The organism is Streptomyces paromomycinus (assembly GCF_003865155.1).
Lineage (GTDB): Bacteria > Actinomycetota > Actinomycetes > Streptomycetales > Streptomycetaceae > Streptomyces > Streptomyces chrestomyceticus.
This window is the reverse complement of the sequence record NZ_BHZD01000001.1, coordinates 3,455,721-3,474,472: the sequence shown is the minus strand read 5'-3', so window position 1 is coordinate 3,474,472 and position 18,752 is coordinate 3,455,721. Positions and strand designations below refer to the sequence as shown.

The following is an 18,752-nucleotide window of genomic DNA, read 5'->3' as shown; positions in this document are numbered from 1 at the left end:
CCCGGCCCCGCTCACTTCGCCGTGCCGGCGGCGTACGCGGTGGCGTACGCGCCCCAGATCCGGGGCGGTATCCCGTTGCCGAACAGCCGGGCGTCGCCGCCCACGCCCTCCATGGGCAGCAGCCGCGGCGTCCCCGGCTTCGTGCGGAAGACGGTGACGGCGGTGGTCAGCCCGCCGCCGGGCGCGCCGTCGTTGCCGATGAACCACGCCGACCGCATGCGGTCGGCGGGTCCGGTGCCGCCGGCGGTGACTCCTTGCGGCAGCTTGGTGACGGTCTCCTGGGGCAGCGACTTCCAGGCGAAGGCGCGCAGCGCGAAGTTGACGCCGCGTGCCGCCGCCGGGTCCAGCACGCGGCGCGGCTCCGGCGGCTCCAGGCCCGGCAGCGGCTTGCCGTCGTGCACGACCTTGGTCACCGAGTACGGCTCGGACCGGTTGCCGTCGCTGCTGAACAGGGAGTACGCGCCGGCCAGCCGGATGGCGCTGGGCGTGGAGGTGCCGAGCGGGAACGTCGGCTCCAGCTTGGCCAGGCTGCTCTTGTGCAGGCCCGCGTCGAGGGCGAGGTCGCGGATCTTCTCCAGCCCGAGGCGCTTGCCCGCGCTGACGAACGGCGGGTGGGCGGAGGTCACCAGGCCCTCGTACAGGGCGGACGGCAGGGCGACGGCCGGTGACGGGCCGCCGGGGCCGGGGACGGCCTCCGCGGCCTCGGCGCTGCCCTCGCGCAGGGCGGCGGCCAGCACGAACGGCTTGAAGGCCGAGCCCGCCGGTACGCCGGCGGTGTCGGCGTTGTTGGCGAAGTGTTTCGTCGCGTCCGGGCCGCCGTAGAGCGCGACGACCGCGCCGTCCCGCGGCCGTACGGACGCGGCACCGCATTCCACGTACGCGTCGGCGGCACGCTTCTTCGGGTCGATACTGCGGCGCCGTTCGTCCTCCACCGCTTTCGCCAGCAGCGCCACCTTGTCCTTCTCGAAGGTGGTGTGGATACGGTAGCCGCCGCGGGCCAGATCGCGGTCGGTCAGGTCCGTACGGCTCCTGAGGTATTTCTTCGCGGCGTCGACGAGATAGCCGGTCTGGCCCTTCTGGCTGGTCGGTGTGACCGGTTTCCGCGGCTCCGGGAACGTCGTGTAGCGGGCGCGTTCCTCCCGGCTCATCAGGCCGGTCGCCACCTCGCGGTCCAGAATCCACTTCCAACGCTCCACCGCCCGCTCGTGGTTGGCGTCGCTCAGCGCCGGATCGTACTGCTCGGCGCCCTTGAGCAGCGCGGCCAGCGCCGCGCCCTGGCTGGGGTCCAGGCTCTTGGCGGGAATGCCGTAATAGGCGTTCGCGGCGGCCTGGATGCCGAACGAATTACGCCCGAAGTAACTGGTGTTGAGGTACCCCTGCAGGATCTCGGACTTGGACTTGCGGTTGTCCAGCTTGAGCGCGATGAAGAATTCCTTCACCTTGCGCTTGAGGGTCTGGTCCTGCGAGAGGTACGTGTTCTTCACGAACTGCTGGGTGATGGTGGAACCGCCCTGGGCCTCCTGGCCCTTGGCCATGTTCACCGCGGCGCGGGCGATCCCGGAGAGCGAGACTCCGGAATCGGAGTAGAAACTCGCGTTCTCGGCGGCGATGACGGCGTGTTCGACGGAGTCGGGCACCTGGGCGAGGGTGACGTTCTGCCGGTTGACGGCGCCCTCGCTCACCATCTGGCTGCCGTCCGCCCAGTAGTAGACGGTGGCTTCCTGGCGCGAGGCGGCGTTCTCGTCCGGGATGTCGACCTGGACGTAGACGGTGCCGAAGAGCCCGGCGAGACCGGCCGCGCCGACGGCGGCGGTGCCGAGCTGCTGTCTCCAGGACGGCAGCCAGCGGCGCCGGCCGGCGCGGCCCTGGCGGGGATAGTCGATGAACCGTTTCTTCGGTTGCTCGCTGCCCTTCATACAAGGGGAGAGCAGGCGGGTCGGGGCCGGGTTGCCGCCGTCCGCACGTTGTCATCGACTCATCAAATCCGATCCGGATTCGTCGGACATAAAGAAACGGACGGTGCCGGTCCGCCCTCGTGGACCGGCACCGTCCGGCTGTCCGGCCCGGTGGATCAGAACTCGTCGTCGAAGGAGACCGAACCCTCGACGGCGACCTGGTAGGCCGAGGCGCGCCGCTCGAAGAAGTTGGTCAGCTCCTGGACGTTCTGCAGCTCCATGAAGGAGAACGGGTTCTCCGAGCCGTACACCGGCGCGAAGCCGAGGCGCTGCAGGCGCTGGTCGGCGACGCACTGGAGGTACTCGCGCATCGACTCGGTGTTCATGCCCGGCAGGCCGTCGCCGCACAGGTCACGGCCGAACTGCAGCTCGGCCTCGACGGCCTCCTTGAGCATGGCGGTGACCTGGCCCTCCAGCTCGTCGTCGAAGAGGTCGGGCTCCTCCTCGCGCACCGTGTCCACGACCGAGAACGCGAACTCCATGTGCATGGTCTCGTCGCGGAACACCCAGTTGGTGCCGGTCGCCAGGCCGTGCAGCAGACCGCGCGAGCGGAACCAGTACACGTACGCGAAGGCGCCGTAGAAGAAGAGCCCCTCGATGCAGGCCGCGAAGCAGATCAGGTTCAGCAGGAAGCGGCGGCGGTCGGCCTTCGACTCCAGACGGTCGATGGACTCGACCGAATCCATCCACTTGAAGCAGAACTCGGCCTTCTCCCGGATGGAGGGGATGTTCTCCACGGCGGCGAACGCGGCCGCGCGGTCCTCCGGGTCGGGCAGGTAGGTGTCCAGCAGCGTCAGGTAGAACTGGACGTGCACGGCCTCCTCGAAGAGCTGCCGGCTCAGGTAGAGCCGCGCCTCGGGGGAGTTGATGTGCTTGTAGAGCGTCAGGACCAGGTTGTTCGCCACGATCGAGTCGCCGGTCGCGAAGAACGCGACGAGCCGGCCGATCATGTGCTGCTCGCCGGGCGAGAGCTTGGCGAGGTCGGCCACGTCGGAGTGGAGGTCGACCTCCTCCACGGTCCAGGTGTTCTTGATCGCGTCGCGGTAGCGGTCGTAGAAGTCCGGGTAGCGCATCGGGCGCAGGGTCAGCTCGAAGCCCGGGTCGAGCAGGTTCTTGCTGCCGGTGGTGGCGGTGTGCGAGGCGGCGGCGGACGTCTCGGTCGTGTTCTTCTCGGGTGCGGTAGTCATGATTACTGGCATGCCTCGCAGGACTCGGGGTTTTCCAGGGAGCAGGCGACGGCCTCGGGGTCGGCCGCCTGAGCGGGTACGGGAGCGGTCTGCGCGCCCCCGCCCGTGCCGCGCGCGGACTGGGCGATACGGGTCGCCGGACGCGAGCGGAGGTAGTAGGTGGTCTTGATGCCGCGCTTCCAGGCGTACGCGTACATCGAGCTGAGCTTGCCGATGGTCGGGGACGCCATGAACAGGTTCAGCGACTGGCTCTGGTCGAGGTAGGGCGTACGGTCCGCCGCCATGTCGATCAGCGCGCGCTGCGGGATCTCCCACGCCGTGCGGTACAGCGCGCGGGTCTCGGCGGGAATCCGGTCCAGCTCCTGCACCGAGCCGTTGGCCTCGCGCAGTGCGTCACGGGTGCGCGCGTCCCACAGGCCCAGCGCCTTCAGCTCCTCGATCAGGTACGCGTTGACCTGGAGGAACTCGCCCGACAGCGTCTCGCGCTTGAACAGGTTCGAGACCTGCGGCTCGATGCACTCGTACACGCCCGCGATGGACGCGATGGTGGCGGTCGGCGCGATGGCCAGCAGCAGCGAGTTGCGCATACCGGTCGTCGCGATACGGGCGCGCAGCGCCGTCCACCGGTCCGCCCAGCGCGGCTCGGCGTTCGGGTAGTGGTCCGGGTGCAGCACGCCGCGGGCCGTACGGGTCGCGGACCAGGCCGGGTGCGGGCCGTGCCGCTCGGCGAGGTCGGCGGACGCCTCGTACGCCGCGAGCATGATCCGCTCGGAGATGCGGGTGGACAGCTCCCGTGCCGCGGGCGAGTCGAAGCCCAGCCGCAGCCGGAAGAAGACGTCCTGGAGGCCCATCAGGCCCAGGCCCACCGGGCGCCAGCGGGAGTTGGAGGTGCCGGCCTGCTCCGTCGGGTAGAAGTTGATGTCCACCACGCGGTCGAGGAAGGTCACCGCCGTACGGACCGTGGCGTCCAGCTTCTCCCAGTCCATCTCGCCGTTGTCGCCGAGGTGGGCGGCGAGGTTGACCGAGCCGAGGTTGCAGACGGCGGTCTCGCCGTCGTCGGTGACCTCCAGGATCTCGGTGCACAGGTTCGAGGAGTGCACGACCTTGCCGGGTTCGGCGGTCTGGTTCGCGGTGCGGTTGGCGGCGTCCTTGAAGGTCATCCAGCCGTTGCCGGTCTGCGCGAGGGTGCGCATCATCCGCGAGTACAGGACCCGGGCCGGGACCTGCTTGACGTAGCGGCCCTCGGCCTCCGCCTTGCGGTACGCGGCGTCGAACGCGTCGCCGTACAGGTCGACCAGCTCGGGCGCGTCGCTGGGGGAGAACAGCGACCAGTCGGCGTCGGCCTCGACGCGGCGCATGAACTCGTCGGGGATCCAGTGCGCGATGTTGAGGTTGTGGGTGCGCCGGGCCTCCTCGCCCGTGTTGTCGCGCAGCTCCAGGAACTCCTCCAGGTCCGCGTGCCAGGTCTCCAGGTAGACGCAGGCGGCGCCCTTGCGCCGACCGCCCTGGTTCACGGCCGCGACCGAGGCGTCCAGGGTGCGCAGGAACGGCACGATGCCGTTGGAGTGGCCGTTGGTGCCGCGGATCAGCGAGCCGCGGGCGCGGACCCGGGAGTACGACAGGCCGATGCCGCCGGCGTGCTTCGAGAGCCGGGCCACCTGGTGGTAGCGGTCGTAGATCGAGTCCAGCTCGTCCAGCGGGGAGTCCAGCAGGTAGCAGGAGGACATCTGCGGGTGCCGGGTGCCGGAGTTGAAGAGGGTGGGCGAGGAGGGCAGGTACGACAGGGTGCTGGTCAGCCGGTACAGCTCGGCGACGTCGGCCAGCGCCCGCTCGCTGTGGTCCTCGGCCAGGCCGCAGGCCACCCGCAGCAGGAAGTGCTGCGGGGTCTCGATCACCTGGCGGGAGATCGGGTGGCGCAGCAGGTAGCGGGAGTGCAGGGTGCGCAGGCCGAAGTAGCCGAACCGGTCGTCGGCGCCGTCCGTCAGGGCGCGCTCCACCAGCTCGTCCAGGCGGGCCGCGTGGGTCCGGACGAACTCCGCGGTGCTGTCGGCGATCAGGCCCTCGCGGTGACCGGTGGCGACGGAGGCGGAGAAGGCGACCGCCCCCTCCGCGGCCGCCTCCTCCGCGATGGCGCGGGTCAGCAGGCGGGCGGCCAGCTTGGAGTACTGCGGCTCGTCGCCGATCAGGCCGGCCGCGGCCTCCATGGCCAGCGAGCGCAGCTCGGCCTCGTCGGAGCCGGGGTGGCGGCCGCGCAGCGCGGCGGCGGCGATCTTGCCCGGGTCGGTGGCGGGCAGGTCGACGGTGAGGTCGGTCAGCGTGCGCAGCAGGGCGGCGCCGGGGCCGTCCGCGGCCTGGCCGCCGGGGCCCTGCTGGGGCTGCGTGTCCTTCGCGGGCTGCACGACCTGCTCGGCTGCTGCGGGCTCCGTTGGCGCGATGGTCACGTGCTGCTCTCCCTCACTCGGCGGGGGCCTGGGGAGGGCACGAGGGCGCGTACGGGCGTGCGGCACCCCCGGCACGGCAAGGGGCGCGCGGGCACACCGCGCAGCGTCCACCGGTCCAACCCGCGAGACCCGGACGTATCGACGTCCGCGCCGGTCCTGGCGCGGGCGTACTGTGGGCAGGTCTTCGGACTCACGGGTGCGGTGTGCGCACTTCGTACACCGTTGCGGGACAGTTCCGGATTCGCACCGGATTCCCCTGCGACGACAGCGAGCACGAGCATACATCTTGTGCTGCCTCGTGCACCCACCCCCATATCTTGTGTCGCGTTGGCGCGGGGATGCCCGGAGTCGTGGTAATCGGCGGCCGTTCCGGGGCGGTTTCCCGGGGTTTGCCGGGGCCTCCGAGAGGGTGCCACGCGGTGGCCCCGGGCTGTTCCCCGGGGGGCTCCGCGGCCGTTCGCCGGACCGGTTGCCGGGCCTGTCGCGGGGCGTCCGCCGGGCCTGTCGCGGGGCGTCTGCCGGGCGGGTTGCCGGGCTGTCCGGCGCGGCCTGGACGGGGGCTGATGCAGGGGGCGTATTGGTGGCGCGGAATGTCCCTGACGCGTTGACCGGGACTCCTGGAGCGTATTGGCTCCTTGTCTGCTCCGCCGGTCCGGCGGGGCGGGTGGGGGCCTTGTGCGAGGGGGAGTCATGCGAGGAACCGGTGGGGTGCGTGGCGCCGTGCGTGTCGTGGGGCTGGTGGCAGGGGTGTGCGTGGTGGCGGGGGTGCTGCCCATGGCACCGGCGGCCGCGGCGGGACGGGCGGCCGCGGCGGGACGGGCGGTGCCGGCCACCGAGCGGGTCGGCGTCGCCGCGGACGGGACGCAGGGAAACGGTTTTTCAGGCGATCCGACGCTCAGCGCGAACGGGCGGTTCGTGGCATTCACCTCGGAAGCCACCAATCTGGGGCCCGCGGACACCAACGGCCACCAGGACGTCTACGTCAAGGATTTACGGACGGGAAAGGTCGACCTGGTCAGCGTCGCCGGTGACGGCACGCCCGGTGACGCCCTTTCCGGGTCACCCGAGATCAGCGCCGACGGGCGGTATGTGGCCTTCTACTCCAGCGCGACGAACCTGGTCCCCGGCGACACCAACGGCGAGGGCGACGTCTTCGTCCACGACCGCCGCACCGGGCGCACCGTGAGCCCCACGGCGGGCGACGGGAAGTCCCCGTACGGCTACGGGGTCCAGAACTTCGCCCTCAGCGGCGACGGTCACCGCCTCGTCTTCGGCTCCTACCGCCCGGACCTGGTGCCCGGCGACACCAACGAGCGCCTGGACGTCTTCGTCCACGATGTGCAGAAGGGAACGACGCGACGGGTCAGCGTGGCGAGCGACGGCACCGAGGCGAACGCCGCGTCCGCGTTCCCGTCGATCAGCGCCGACGGCCGCCGGATCGCGTTCACCTCGAAGGCGACCAATCTCACCCCCGCCGGGCCCGGTTTCCGCCGCCCGCCGCCGCAGGACCCCCTGTACGTCCACGACCTGGCCACCGGGCGGACCCGCGTGGCGAGCCTGAGCACCACGGGCGCCGTGGTCGGCGTGTCGCCGTCCCCCAGGCTGAGCCCCGACGGCCGGTACGCGGTCTTCTCCGCGCTGGCCGCCGACGTGGTGCCGGACGACACCAACGGCACGTACGACCTCTTCGCCCGCGACCTGGAACGCGGCACCACCCGGCTGCTGTCCCGCACGCACGACGGCGCCCAGGGCAACGGCTGGTCCTCCGACGGACGGCTCAGCGCCGACAACCGGCGGCTCTTCTTCACCTCGGCGGCCACCAACCTGGTACCCGGCGACACCAACGGCCAGGTGGACGGTTTCGTCCGCGACCTGCGCACCGGACAGGTCGAGCGGATCAACGTCGGCGCGGACGGCGGCCAGTCGGCGTCCTGGACGAACACCGCGGCACCCGACGCCGCCGGACGGCTGGCGGCCTTCGACTCGCGCGACGAGGGGCTGGTGCCCGGGGACACGAACGGGACGGGCGACGTGTTCGTCCGGCGGCTGGAGCACTGACGTACTGACGTACCGACGTACTGACGGGCTGACGCGCTGACGCAGCGGCGTATCCACCAGGAGGGGAACCCACCATGATGACCACCCGCACCACCGCCCGAAGACTCGCCGCCGTGACGGGCGTGTGCGCGCTCGCCGCGCTGCTGCCCGCGACGACGGCCGGCGCCCGTACCGCGCCGCCGTCCGGCACCGAGCGGGTCAGCGTCACCGCCGAGGGGGCGCAGGCCGACGACGGCTCGTCCGGCGCGGCGATCAGCGCCGACGGCCGGTACGTCGCCTTCGACTCCGACGCGAGCGACCTGGTGCCCGGCGACACCAACGGGAGGTCGGACGTCTTCGTGAAGGACCTGCGGACGGGCGCCGTCGAGCGCGTCAACGTGGCGAGCGACGGCACCCAGGCCAACTCCTGGTCGTCCACCCCGTCCCTCAGCGCCGACGGGCGGTACGTCGCCTTCGCGTCCGACGCGGCGAACCTCGTGCCGGGCGACACCAACGCCGACACCGACATCTTCGTCCACGACCGCCGGACCGGACGGACCGAGAGCGTCACCCTCGACGGGCGGCCCCCGCAGGGCAGGCAGGGCAACCAGATGCCGGTGATCAGCGCCAACGGGCGGTACGTGGCGTTCGCGTCCAGCCGCGAGGACCTGGTGCCCGGCGACACCAACGGCGCCCAGGACATCTTCGTACGCGACCGCAGAACCGGCACCGTGACCCGGGTGAGCGTCTCCGTCACCGGCGGCGAGCAGGCCGCCGGCCCCTCCGCCAGCCCGGTGATCAGCTACGACGGCCGCAAGGTCGGCTTCATCTCCAAGGCGTCCAACCTGCCCCCGAAGTCAGCCCAGGCCGCCCGCCAGGAGGCCGAGCAGCGCCGACCGCACAGCTACCCGTTCTTCCCGCACGACCTGGACACCGGCCGCACGAGCGTGGCGAGCCTCAGCTCGGCCGGTGAGCCGGTGGGCGCCTGGAACGCCTCGCTCAGCCCCGACGGCCGCTACGCGATCTTCTCCAGCCAGTACGGCGAAGTGGTGCCCGGCCACCCGACGGGCCGCCCGGACCTGTTCGTCCGCGACCTCGTCAAGGGCACCACGGAGCAGATGAGCCGCACCCACGACGGAAAGCAGCCGCTGACCGGGTCCTCCGGACTGGGCGTGCTGTCCGCCGACAACCGCCGTCTGTACTTCCAGTCCTCGTCCCCCGACCTGGTGCCCGGCGACACCAACGGCGCCCAGGACATCTTCGTCCGCGACCTGCGGACCGGCACCGTCGAACGGGTCAGCGTCGCCACCGACGGCACCCAGGCCCAGGGTTATTCCTCCAGCGCCTCCACCGACGCCACGGGCCGTCTCGTCGCCTTCGACTCCGACGCGGCCGACCTGGTCCCGGGCGACACGAACGGGGTCACGGACGTGTTCGTGCGGAGGGTGGGGCCGCAGGCACGAGGGCATGGCCATTCCGCCGCATTGCCTATACACCTTGAGGGTGCCACCATGTATCAGTGAGCGCTCAGCTTGCATACAAGCCGGAGGTGGGCCATGACCGCGACGCAGATCGACCTCGACGACTCTCTGATGAGCCAAGCGGCGGAGATACTGGGTACGACGACCAAGAAGGCGACCGTCAACGAGGCCCTACGGCGTCTGGTGGCAACCGAGACACAGCTCCGTCACCTCGACGAGCTGGCTTCCGGGGCGCTGCCTGACCTCGGCGACCCGGAAGTGATGGCCGAAGCGTGGCGGTAGCGAGGTACCTGGTCGACAAGAGTGTCTGGGCGCGCGCCGCGAAGCCTGCTGTGCGTGCGGCACTGGAGCCGCTGATCATCCGGGGGCTCATCGGTACGACGGGCGTGATCGACCTGGAGATGCTGTACAGCGCACGCAACGGCACGGAACACGACATACTCCGGGACCGCCGGAAGGCGTTCGAGTGGTTCGCGACGGACGACGATGTGCTCGGGCGGGCGATCGAGGTCCAGAACGCACTGGCGCACCACAATGAGCACCGTGCCGTCTCGATCCCCGACCTGCTCATCGCCGCCACGGCGGAACTTCACGGCCTGACCGTGCTGCACTACGACGGCGACTTCGATCTGATCGCCAAGTTCACAGGCCAGGCCGTCGAGTGGGTGGCACCCGCCGGAACGGCCGACTGAAGCGCACTCATGCGTGAGCGGGCCGCCGCACAGCACTGTGCGGCGGCCCGCTCACGCGCACGGTCCCGAGGCTCAATGCCCCGCCGGCGCCCCCGCCGTGACCGGCGGCAGCTCCGCCTGGACGCCCTGGTCGCCCACGTCCGCCGTGTAGTCCTCCGGGGACGTCTCGTCGACGCCGTCCGGGGCCTTGGTGGCCCGCAGGATCACCGTCAGGACGACCGTGACCAGGACGTTCAGGAGGAACGCGGTCAGGCCGATGTAGCCGATCTCGCCGATGCCGGGGATCTCCGCGCTGGAGCCGCCGAAGTGCTTCTGCGTGGGGCTGGCCACCCCGTACGCCGCGAGCGTGCCGTAGATCATGCCGGCCGCCCAGCCGGCCAGCAGCGCCCACCGGTGGAACCAGCGGGTGAACAGGCCGCCGACCAGGGCCGGCATCGTCTGGAGGATCCAGATGCCGCCCAGGAGCTGGAAGTTGATCGCGACGGTCTTGTCCATCGTCAGGACGAAGACCAGCGCACCCACCTTCACCAGCAGCGACACCAGCTTGGCCACCTTGTGCTCCTGTGCGGGCGTGGCGCCGGGCCGGAGGAAGTCCTTGTAGATGTTGCGGGTGAAGAGGTTCGCCGCGGCGATGGACATGATGGCCGCGGGGACCAGCGCGCCGATGCCGATCGCGGCGAACGCCACGCCGGTGAACCAGTCGGGGAACATGTCCTCGAACAGCTGCGGAATGGCCAGCTGCCCGTTCTGCACCTTGATCCCGGCCGCCACCGCCATGAAGCCGAGCAGCGCGAGCAGCCCCAGCATCAGGGAGTACAGCGGCAGGATGGTGGTGTTGCGGCGGATCACGTTGCGGCTGCGGGAGGACAGCGTCGCGGTGATCGAGTGCGGGTACATGAACAGCGCGAGCGCCGAGCCGAGGGCCAGCGTCGCGTACGCCCACTGCGCGTTCGGCCCGCTGGCCAGTTCGCCGCGTGGCTTGCCGGTCGCCGGATTCGGCTGCGCGAGGGTGTCCTCGGCCACCGCGAAGATGTGCTCGAACCCGCCCAGCTTGATCGGGATGTAGATGATCGCGACGATGATGACCAGGTAGATCAGCCCGTCCTTGACGAACGCGATCAGTGCGGGCGCCCGCAGCCCGGACGAGTAGGTGTACGCCGCGAGCACGCCGAAGGCGATCAGCAGCGGCAGGTCCTTGACGAACCAGTGGGTGTTCTCGCCGCCGCCGACGCCCATCACGTCCAGCACCGCCTGGATGCCGACGAGTTGCAGCGCGATGTACGGCATCGTGGCGAGGATGCCGGTGAGCGCCACGGCCAGCGACAGGCCCTTGGAGCCGAACCGGCCGCGCACGAAGTCGGAGGTGGTGACGTACCCGTGCTTGTGCGAGACCGACCACAGCCGGGGCAGGAAGGTGAAGATCAGCGGGTAGACGAGGATCGTGTACGGGACCGCGAAGAACCCGGCCGCGCCCGCCGCGTAGATCGCCGCGGGTACGGCGACGAAGGTGTACGCGGTGTAGAGGTCGCCGCCGAGCAGGAACCACGTCACCCAAGTGCCGAAGCTGCGGCCGCCCAGGCCCCATTCGTCGAGGTTGTCGGACTGCGCGGCCTTGCGCCAGCGCGCCGCCAGGAAGCCCATGACCGTGACGGCCACGAAGAAGAAGATGAAGACGGCGAGCGCGACGCCGTTCACGCCGTCCTTCACCGGGCCGCACCCCCCTTGCGCAGCCGCTGTTCACGCTGGACCAGCTTGTACGCGATCATGGTGAGCGCGGTCGAGATCAGCACCCACAGCATCTGGTACCAGTAGAAGAACGGGATGCCGATGAGCGTCGGCTCCACCTTGGCGTACGAGCTCACCCACAGCATCGCCACGAAGGGCGCGACCAGGCACAGCCCGGCGATCACGCGGCTGGGCGTGACGACCGGGGCGGCTCTGCCCGCTGGTGTTCCGGCTGATTCGGACGGCTCTGGCATGGTGGTGGCTCCGTTCCCTGGCGGTCCCTCGGTGATCACGCGTGCGATGGGCAGGAAATCTAAGCCAGGGAAGTTGCGCGCGTCACTACCTGTCCGTATATCGGTACGGCAACGACGGGCGCCGCCTCGGCCGCGCCGGGCCCGCCGCCTCAGCAGCAGCGGAGGCCGGAGCGGGGGTCGCCCTCGCGCGCGGCGGCCCGCTGCCGTTCGAACTCACGGCGGCCGGGCACCGGCGCGTCGGGAGCGTGCTGCCGGACATGCGCGACGTACCGCTCGTACGCGCTCTCGCCGGTCAATTCCCGTACGTACCAGCGCATCCAGCGCAGCCCGCGCCGGACCGCCGCCACCGACGGTGCCGCGCTCACGGCCCGCTCCGCTCCGCGGCCGCCAGCTCCGCCTTCTCCTCCTTGGAGGCCACCAGCCCGGCGGGCGCGACGATCGCCGACCGCACGTACGGGGCCTCGCTGAGCCGGGACGCCGCGGGGTCGCGCAGATGGCGTACGCAGACCCGGGCGGCGTCCGCGAGCACCACCACGATCAGCAGGGCGAGCACCGCCGACAGCACGCCGTCCACCGTCGAGTTGGTGACCACCGTGTGCATGTCGTCCATGCTCTTGGCGGGCGGCAGCACCTTCCCGGCGTCGATGGCGTCCTGATAGACCGAACGCTGCGTGAAGAAACCGACCTTGGGGTCGCCGGAGAAGACCTTCTGCCAGCTCGCGGTGAGCGTCACGACGGCGTCCCAGGCGAGCGGCACGCCGGTGATCCAGGCCCACTTGAGGCGGCCGGACTTCACCAGCAGCGTCGTGCAGACGGTCAGCGCGACCGCCGCCAGGAGCTGGTTGGCGATGCCGAAGACCGGGAACAGCTGGTTGATGCCGCCGAGCGGCTCGTGCACGCCGACCCACAGGAAGTAGCCCCACAGCGCCACCACGGCCGCGCTGCACAGCACCAGCCCGGGCTTCCAACTCACCCTGCGGAACGGCTTGTAGACGTTGCCCAGCATGTCCTGGAGCATGAACCGGCCGACCCGGGTACCCGCGTCCAGCGCCGTGAGGATGAACAGCGCCTCGAACATGATGGCGAAGTGGTACCAGAACGCCTTCATCCCGGCGCCGCCGAAGACCTGCGAGAAGATGTCCGCGACCCCGACGGCGAGCGTGGGCGCGCCGCCCGTACGGGACAGCAGGGTGTGCTCCTCCACGGCCTTGGCCGCGGCCGCCAACTGGTCGGGGGAGATGCTGTATCCGAACTGGGCGACGGCCTGGGAGGCCGACTGGACGGTGTCGCCGATCACCCCGGCCGGCGCGTTCATCGCGAAGTACAGCCCCGGGTCGATGATCGACGCCGCCACCAGGGCCATCACCGCGACGAACGACTCCATGAGCATCGACCCGTAACCGATCATGCGGATCTGGGTCTCCTTCTGCACCATCTTGGGTGTGGTGCCGGAGGAGATCAGCGCGTGGAAGCCGGAGAGCGCGCCGCAGGCGATGGTGATGAAGACGAACGGGAAGAGCGACCCGGCGAAGACCGGGCCGTCACCCCGCCCGGCGAAGTCCGTGACCGCGTCCATCTTCAGGTTGGGCACCGTGACCAGCACGCCGACCGCCAGCAGCCCGATCGTGCCGATCTTCATGAAGGTGGAGAGGTAGTCGCGCGGCGCCAGCAGCGTCCACACGGGCAGGACGGAGGCGATGAACCCGTACGCCACCAGCCAGACGACCAGCGTCCCCGGCTCCAGCGTGAAGGTGTCGGCCCAGGACGAGTCCGCGACCCAGCGGCCCGCGACCAGCGCGAGCAGCAGCAGCGCGACGCCGATCAGGGAGACCTCGGTGACCCGGCCGGGGCGCAGGACCCGGAGGTAGAAGCCCATCAGCAGGGCGATCGGGATGGTCATGCCGATGGAGAAGGTGCCCCAGGGGGACTGGGCGAGCGCGTTGACGATGATCAGCGCCAGCACGCCCAGCAGGATGATCATGATGGCGAAGGCGGCGAGCAGCGCGGCGGCCCCGCCGACCACGCCGATCTCCTCGCGCGCCATCTGCCCCAGCGACCGGCCGTCGCGCCGGGTGGAGAAGAACAGCACCACCATGTCCTGCACAGCGCCCGCGAAGACCACCCCGACGATGATCCAGATGGTGCCCGGCAGATATCCCATCTGGGCGGCGAGCACCGGCCCCACCAGCGGCCCGGCGCCCGCGATGGCCGCGAAGTGGTGCCCGAGCAGCACCCGCCGGTCGGTGGGGTGGAAGTCCACGCCGTCGTTCAGCCGCTCGGCGGGCGTGGCGCGGGTCCGGTCGAACTTCAGTACGCGGGTCGCGATGAACCGCGCGTAGAAGCGGTAGCCGATCGCGTACGAGCCGAGGGCGGCGGCCACCATCCAGGCGGCCGAGACCTCCTCGCCGCGGGACAGCGCGAGCAGCGTCCAGCCGGCGGCGCCGACCAGCGCCACCGCCGTCCACAGGGCGATCTTGCGAGGATTGGCGGCACTTCGAGGTCTGCCTGCTGGGCGCACCTGTACGTCCTCCCGTCGACGCGACGACGGAAGGACCGTAGAGGCAGCGGGGCGGATCGCGCCATACCCCCGCGGGCGCGGCGGGGCGCCGGGCGCGGGCCGCTTCCGGCGGGACGCCCGTACGGTCCGTCCCGCCGCCGGGTGGTCAGTCGGCCGGCCGCTGCAGCCGCGCCACGAACTTGTAGCGGTCGCCGCGGTAGACCGACCGCACCCACTCCACCGGCGCGCCCTCGGCGTCGAGGGAGTGCCGGGAGAGCATCAGCATGGGCAGGCCCACGTCCGTACCGAGCAGCCCGGCCTCGCGCGGGGTGGCCAGCGAGGTCTCGATGGTCTCCTCGGCCTCGGCCGGCCGGACGTCGTAGACCTCGGACAGCGCCGTGTAGAGCGAGGTGTACTTCACCAGGTTGCGGCGCAGCGCGGGGAACCGCTTCGCCGACAGGTGGGTGGTCTCGATGGCCATCGGCTCGCCGCTGGCCAGCCGCAGCCGTTCGATGCGCAGCACCCGGCCGCCGGCCGTTATGTCCAGCAGCCCGGCCAGGCGGTCGTCGGCCGTGACGTAGCCGATGTCGAGCAGCTGCGAGGCCGGCTCCAGGCCCTGGGCCCGCATGTCCTCGGTGTACGAGGTCAGTTGCAGGGCCTGCGAGACCTTGGGTTTGGCGACGAACGTGCCCTTGCCCTGGATGCGTTCCAGCCGACCTTCGACGACCAGTTCCTGGAGGGCCTGGCGTACCGTGGTGCGGGAGGTGTCGAACTCCGCCGCCAGGGTCCGCTCCGGCGGGACCGGCGTGCCCGGGGGCAGCGTCTCGGTGATCTCCAGCAAGTGGCGCTTGAGGCGGTAGTACTTGGGCACGCGGGCGGTACGTGCGCCGCCGCCGTTGTCCGCGCTGCCCCCGTCGGTCTCCATGACCCGCCTCTCCGACTCCTGTCGCGCTGCCGTCACCGGCTCCTCCGTACGTAGCGGCTCATCGTGGCACGGGTGGGGTCCCGATGCTCCCTTACTGGTCCGTGCCCGCTCGCGGGGCCCGACGCCAACGTAGCGTCTGCCCTGCGGACGGACGCCGCGGCTGCGGCGACAGGCCCCAGATGTCGGTCCGGTAACGGACCTGACAGCGACTCTTATACACCCTTGACACCCCAAAAGGTCTAGGCCAAGCTGCGGGCACTGGTCTAAACCATTAAAGACCACTCACGGTTTTCAGGGGAGAGCGCAATGAAGCGTGGACTCATAGCGGCGACGGCAGTCGCGGGAATGTTGGTGAGTGTCGCTGCCTGTGGGTCCAGCGACAGCAAGACGGCGGGGGCCTCGGACTTCAAGGGCAAGAAGCTCATCGTCTGGGTCATGGACGGCTCCAACCCGGCACAGTGGACCAAGCAGGTCTCCGAGGACTTCAAGAAGAAGACCGGCGCCACGGTCGAATTCCGCGTCCAGCAGTGGAACGGCATCCAGCAGAAGCTGACCACCGCCCTCTCCGAGAGCACGCCGCCCGACGTCGTCGAGATCGGCAACACCCAGACCGCCGCGTACGCCAAGGCCGGCGCCCTCGCGGACCTGGGCGACCTGAAGAAGGAGATCGGCGCCGACTGGACCGACTCCTTCAACAAGGCCGCCATGGCCGACGGCAAGCAGTACGCCCTCCCCTGGTACGCGGGCAACCGCGTGGTGATGTACAACAAGAAGATCTGGGCGCAGGCGGGCATCAAGGAACTGCCCAAGACCCGCGCCGAACTCTTCAAGGCGTTCGACACCATCAAGCAGAAGACCGACGCCGAGCCGCTCTACCTCCCCGGCCAGAACTGGTACTTCTTCGACGGCCTGACCATCGGGACCGGCGCCGACCTGGTCAAGAAGGACGGCAGCAAGTGGGTCTCCAACCTCGGTGACCCCAAGGTCTCCAAGGCCATGGACATCTACAAGCAGTACCAGGCCTTCAGCACCGCCCCGAAGAACAAGGACGAGGCCACCCCCCAGCAGGCCGAGATCTTCTCCAAGGGCAAGACCGGCGCCATCATCGCCATGGGCTACGAGGGCCCGACCGCCGTCAAGGCCAACCCGGCCATCAAGGACGACATCGGCTTCTTCCCCATCCCGGGCGAGACCGCCGACAAGCCCGAGGGCGTCTTCCTCGGTGGCTCCAACTTCGCCGTCGCCGGCGGCGGCCAGAACCAGGAGCTGGCCAAGGAGTTCCTGAAGGTCGCGCTGTCCAAGAAGAACGACGGACAGATGGTCAAGGAGGTCGGCTGGAGCCCGAAGTCCCCCGACCTCGCCTCCGCCGCCAAGGGCAACCCGGCCGCCGAGGCCGCCGCGCCCGGCGCCGCCAAGTCCAGCGGTACCACCCCGCTGATCCCCGAGTGGGCCCAGGTCGAGAACACCCCGAACCCGATCAAGGCGTACATGACCGCGGTGCTCAACGGCAAGGCCCCCGCGGACGCCGCCAAGGACGTCGAGGGCGAGATCAACAAGCGGCTGTCCCAGAAGCAGTGACCGACGGCGTGCCGCGCGGCACGCCGAGGCACCAGTGAACGCGGTCCCCGCGGCGGCGCCAGCCGCGGGGGCCGCCACCGTACGGGTTCCGTACGGGAGCCGGCCGTCCCGGCCCCCGTACGGGACCGACCAGCGTGAGCACGACCAGGTGATGGGGAGCGGGACATGTCAGTGCAGATCGAGGACGCGGTTCGAGACTCCGCGCCGCGGATCGGCAAGGGCGGCGCCCCGCCGCCCCGGCGCGGCCGAGGGACCGGCCGGGCCGCCAGAAGCGCCCCCTACCTGCTGCTGATCCCGGCCCTGGCCGCCACCGCGGTCTTCCTGGGCTGGCCCATGGTGCGGAACTTGATCATCTCGTTCCAGAACCTGAACATGAAGCAGCTGATCCAGCACCTCACCGAGTGGCGCGGCTTTGACAACTACGCGGAGATCCTGGGGGGCGAGCAGTTCTGGCGGGTCACCCTCCGCACCATCGTCTTCACCGCCGTCAACGTCACCCTGATCATGGTGCTGGGCGTGCTGATCGGCCTCCTGCTGGCCAAGCTCGGCAAGAAGATGCGCCTGACGCTGTCCGTCGCGCTCGTCCTGACCTGGGCGATGCCCGCCATCGCCGCCACCACCGTCTTCCAGTGGCTCTTCGACGCCCGCTACGGCGTCGTCAACTGGGTCCTGGACGCGCTGGGCTGGCACTCCATGGCCCGCTTCGACTGGGTCGGCAGCCAGCTGTCCACCTTCTTCGTCATCACCGTACTGATCGTCTGGCAGTCGCTGCCGTTCGTGGCGCTGAACCTCTACGCCGCGACCACGACCATCCCCAAGGAGCTGTACGAGGCCGCCCGGATGGACGGCGCCGGCACCTGGAAGGTCTTCACCAGCGTCACTTTCCCCTTCCTCAAGCCGTTCTTCCTGGCGACGACGTTCCTTGAGGTCATCTGGGTCTTCAAGGCGTTCCCGCAGATCTTCGCGATCAACGAGGGCGGCCCCGACCGGCTCACCGAGACCCTGCCGATCTACGCCTTCACCGAAGGCGTCGGCAACCTCCACTTCGGCATGGGCGCGGCCATCTCGCTGCTGACCATCGTCGTCCTGCTCGCCATGACCGCGTACTACCTGCGACTGACCCTGAAGCAAGAGGAGGACGAGCTGTGAACCGCTCACTGCTCGGCCGCATCTGGCCCAACGCGACGGCGATCGTGCTCGCCCTCGGATTCGTCTTCCCCGTGTACTGGATGTTCACCACGGCCTTCAAGCCGAACCGTGACATCATCACCGAGGACCCGGTGTGGTTCCCGCTCCACGGCACCTTCGAGCACTTCACGACCGCCGTGAACGCGCCGAACTTCTGGACCCTGGTGGGCAACTCCGTCACCGTCACCGTGCTGGCGGTCGGCCTCTCGCTGCTGATCGCGCTGTGCGGCTCCTTCGCCATCGCCCGGATGCGCTTCAAGGGCCGCAAGGGCATCATCCTGACCTTCATGGTCGCCCAGATGGCGCCCTGGGAGGTCCTGGTCATCTCGGTCTACATGATCGTGCGCGACGCCGACATGCTGAACAGCCTGGTGCCGCTGACCTTCTTCTACATGCTCATGGTGCTGCCCTTCACGCTCCTGACGCTGCGCGGCTACGTCGCCGCCGTGCCCAAGGAGCTGGAGGAGTCCGCGATGGTCGACGGCTGCACCCGGCGGCAGGCCTTCGTGAAGATCATCTTCCCGCTGCTGGCCCCCGGCCTGATGGCCACCTCGCTGTTCGGCTTCATCACCGCCTGGAACGAATTCCCGCTGGTGCTGGTTCTCAACAAGGAGCCCGACAAGGGCACGCTGCCGCTGTGGCTCTCGCAGTTCCAGAGCCAGTTCGGCGACGACTGGGGCGCCACGATGGCCGCCGCCTCCATCTTCGCCGTACCGATCCTGGTCCTGTTCCTGTTCCTGCAACGCAAGGCGGTCAGCGGACTGACCGCCGGCGCAGTGAAGGGATGACGCG

The 18,752-nt window shown here is 70.1% G+C and carries 15 protein-coding genes and 1 riboswitch; of the genes, 7 read left to right on the top strand and 8 right to left on the bottom strand.

The genetic code is table 11. The annotated features are described in order from the left end of the window. Positions 1 to 11 precede the first annotated feature (11 nt). From OEIGOIKO_RS14070 to OEIGOIKO_RS14060, 3 genes are all read right to left on the bottom strand, one after another. Positions 12 to 1,916, bottom strand: coding sequence for a transglycosylase domain-containing protein (locus OEIGOIKO_RS14070; protein ID WP_125054341.1), 1,905 nt, complete (start codon positions 1,914 to 1,916; stop codon positions 12 to 14). Between the two features lie 155 nt (positions 1,917 to 2,071). Continuing rightward, the gene (locus tag OEIGOIKO_RS14065; RefSeq protein WP_031001135.1) at positions 2,072 to 3,142 is read right to left on the bottom strand and encodes a ribonucleotide-diphosphate reductase subunit beta; all 1,071 of its coding nucleotides are present in this window, start codon (positions 3,140 to 3,142) and stop codon (positions 2,072 to 2,074) included. Between the two features lie 2 nt (positions 3,143 to 3,144). Next, on the bottom strand, positions 3,145 to 5,583 hold the full coding sequence (locus OEIGOIKO_RS14060) for a ribonucleoside-diphosphate reductase subunit alpha (protein ID WP_125054340.1): 2,439 nt from the start codon (positions 5,581 to 5,583) through the stop codon (positions 3,145 to 3,147). 158 nt (positions 5,584 to 5,741) lie between these two features. Beyond that, positions 5,742 to 5,904, bottom strand: a riboswitch (cobalamin riboswitch). 369 nt (positions 5,905 to 6,273) lie between these two features. On the opposite strand from OEIGOIKO_RS14060, the gene OEIGOIKO_RS14055 reads away from it, so the two are divergent. The 4 genes from OEIGOIKO_RS14055 to OEIGOIKO_RS14040 all read left to right on the top strand — a co-directional run bounded on the left by OEIGOIKO_RS14055 (position 6,274) and on the right by OEIGOIKO_RS14040 (position 9,793). Continuing rightward, positions 6,274 to 7,641 carry a TolB family protein gene (locus tag OEIGOIKO_RS14055; RefSeq protein WP_125054339.1) on the top strand — a complete coding sequence of 456 codons (1,368 nt, stop codon included), beginning with the start codon at positions 6,274 to 6,276 and terminating at the stop codon, positions 7,639 to 7,641. Between the two features lie 74 nt (positions 7,642 to 7,715). Continuing rightward, positions 7,716 to 9,143 carry a TolB family protein gene (locus tag OEIGOIKO_RS14050; protein ID WP_125054338.1) on the top strand — a complete coding sequence of 476 codons (1,428 nt, stop codon included), beginning with the start codon at positions 7,716 to 7,718 and terminating at the stop codon, positions 9,141 to 9,143. Positions 9,144 to 9,176: 33 nt separating this feature from the next. Continuing rightward, on the top strand, positions 9,177 to 9,383 hold the full coding sequence (locus tag OEIGOIKO_RS14045) for a type II toxin-antitoxin system VapB family antitoxin (protein WP_125054337.1): 207 nt from the start codon (positions 9,177 to 9,179) through the stop codon (positions 9,381 to 9,383). Continuing rightward, complete coding sequence (locus OEIGOIKO_RS14040) at positions 9,374 to 9,793, top strand: PIN domain nuclease (protein WP_125054336.1); 420 nt, start codon at positions 9,374 to 9,376, stop codon at positions 9,791 to 9,793. The genes OEIGOIKO_RS14045 and OEIGOIKO_RS14040 overlap by 10 nt, the downstream gene beginning before the upstream one ends. Positions 9,794 to 9,865: 72 nt before the next feature. Here the strand turns inward: OEIGOIKO_RS14040 and mctP are convergent, their stop codons facing one another. The 5 genes from mctP to OEIGOIKO_RS14015 all read right to left on the bottom strand — a co-directional run bounded on the left by mctP (position 9,866) and on the right by OEIGOIKO_RS14015 (position 15,194). After that, the gene (gene mctP / locus OEIGOIKO_RS14035; protein WP_174857157.1) at positions 9,866 to 11,500 is read right to left on the bottom strand and encodes a monocarboxylate uptake permease MctP; all 1,635 of its coding nucleotides are present in this window, start codon (positions 11,498 to 11,500) and stop codon (positions 9,866 to 9,868) included. After that, positions 11,497 to 11,772: a DUF3311 domain-containing protein gene (locus OEIGOIKO_RS14030; RefSeq protein ID WP_125054335.1), complete on the bottom strand. Its 276-nt coding sequence runs from the start codon at positions 11,770 to 11,772 to the stop codon at positions 11,497 to 11,499. The genes mctP and OEIGOIKO_RS14030 overlap by 4 nt, the downstream gene beginning before the upstream one ends. A 149-nt stretch (positions 11,773 to 11,921) precedes the next feature. Next, entirely contained in the window at positions 11,922 to 12,137 is a 216-nt protein-coding gene (locus tag OEIGOIKO_RS14025; RefSeq protein WP_281288348.1) for a YbdD/YjiX family protein, read from the bottom strand. Continuing rightward, positions 12,134 to 14,290 (bottom strand): carbon starvation CstA family protein, encoded by a 2,157-nt coding sequence (locus tag OEIGOIKO_RS14020; protein WP_125054334.1) that lies wholly within the window; start codon positions 14,288 to 14,290, stop codon positions 12,134 to 12,136. Before OEIGOIKO_RS14020 ends, OEIGOIKO_RS14025 begins: the two co-directional genes overlap by 4 nt. A 145-nt stretch (positions 14,291 to 14,435) precedes the next feature. Further along, entirely contained in the window at positions 14,436 to 15,194 is a 759-nt protein-coding gene (locus tag OEIGOIKO_RS14015) for a GntR family transcriptional regulator (RefSeq protein ID WP_125058681.1), read from the bottom strand. Between the two features lie 306 nt (positions 15,195 to 15,500). On the opposite strand from OEIGOIKO_RS14015, the gene OEIGOIKO_RS14010 reads away from it, so the two are divergent. The 3 genes from OEIGOIKO_RS14010 to OEIGOIKO_RS14000 all read left to right on the top strand — a co-directional run bounded on the left by OEIGOIKO_RS14010 (position 15,501) and on the right by OEIGOIKO_RS14000 (position 18,748). Further along, positions 15,501 to 16,772, top strand: coding sequence for an extracellular solute-binding protein (locus OEIGOIKO_RS14010; RefSeq protein WP_125054333.1), 1,272 nt, complete (start codon positions 15,501 to 15,503; stop codon positions 16,770 to 16,772). Positions 16,773 to 16,937: 165 nt separating this feature from the next. Beyond that, positions 16,938 to 17,921, top strand: coding sequence for a carbohydrate ABC transporter permease (locus OEIGOIKO_RS14005; RefSeq protein ID WP_125054332.1), 984 nt, complete (start codon positions 16,938 to 16,940; stop codon positions 17,919 to 17,921). Then, complete coding sequence (locus tag OEIGOIKO_RS14000) at positions 17,918 to 18,748, top strand: carbohydrate ABC transporter permease (protein WP_125054331.1); 831 nt, start codon at positions 17,918 to 17,920, stop codon at positions 18,746 to 18,748. The genes OEIGOIKO_RS14005 and OEIGOIKO_RS14000 overlap by 4 nt, the downstream gene beginning before the upstream one ends. Positions 18,749 to 18,752: the final 4 nt, after the last annotated feature.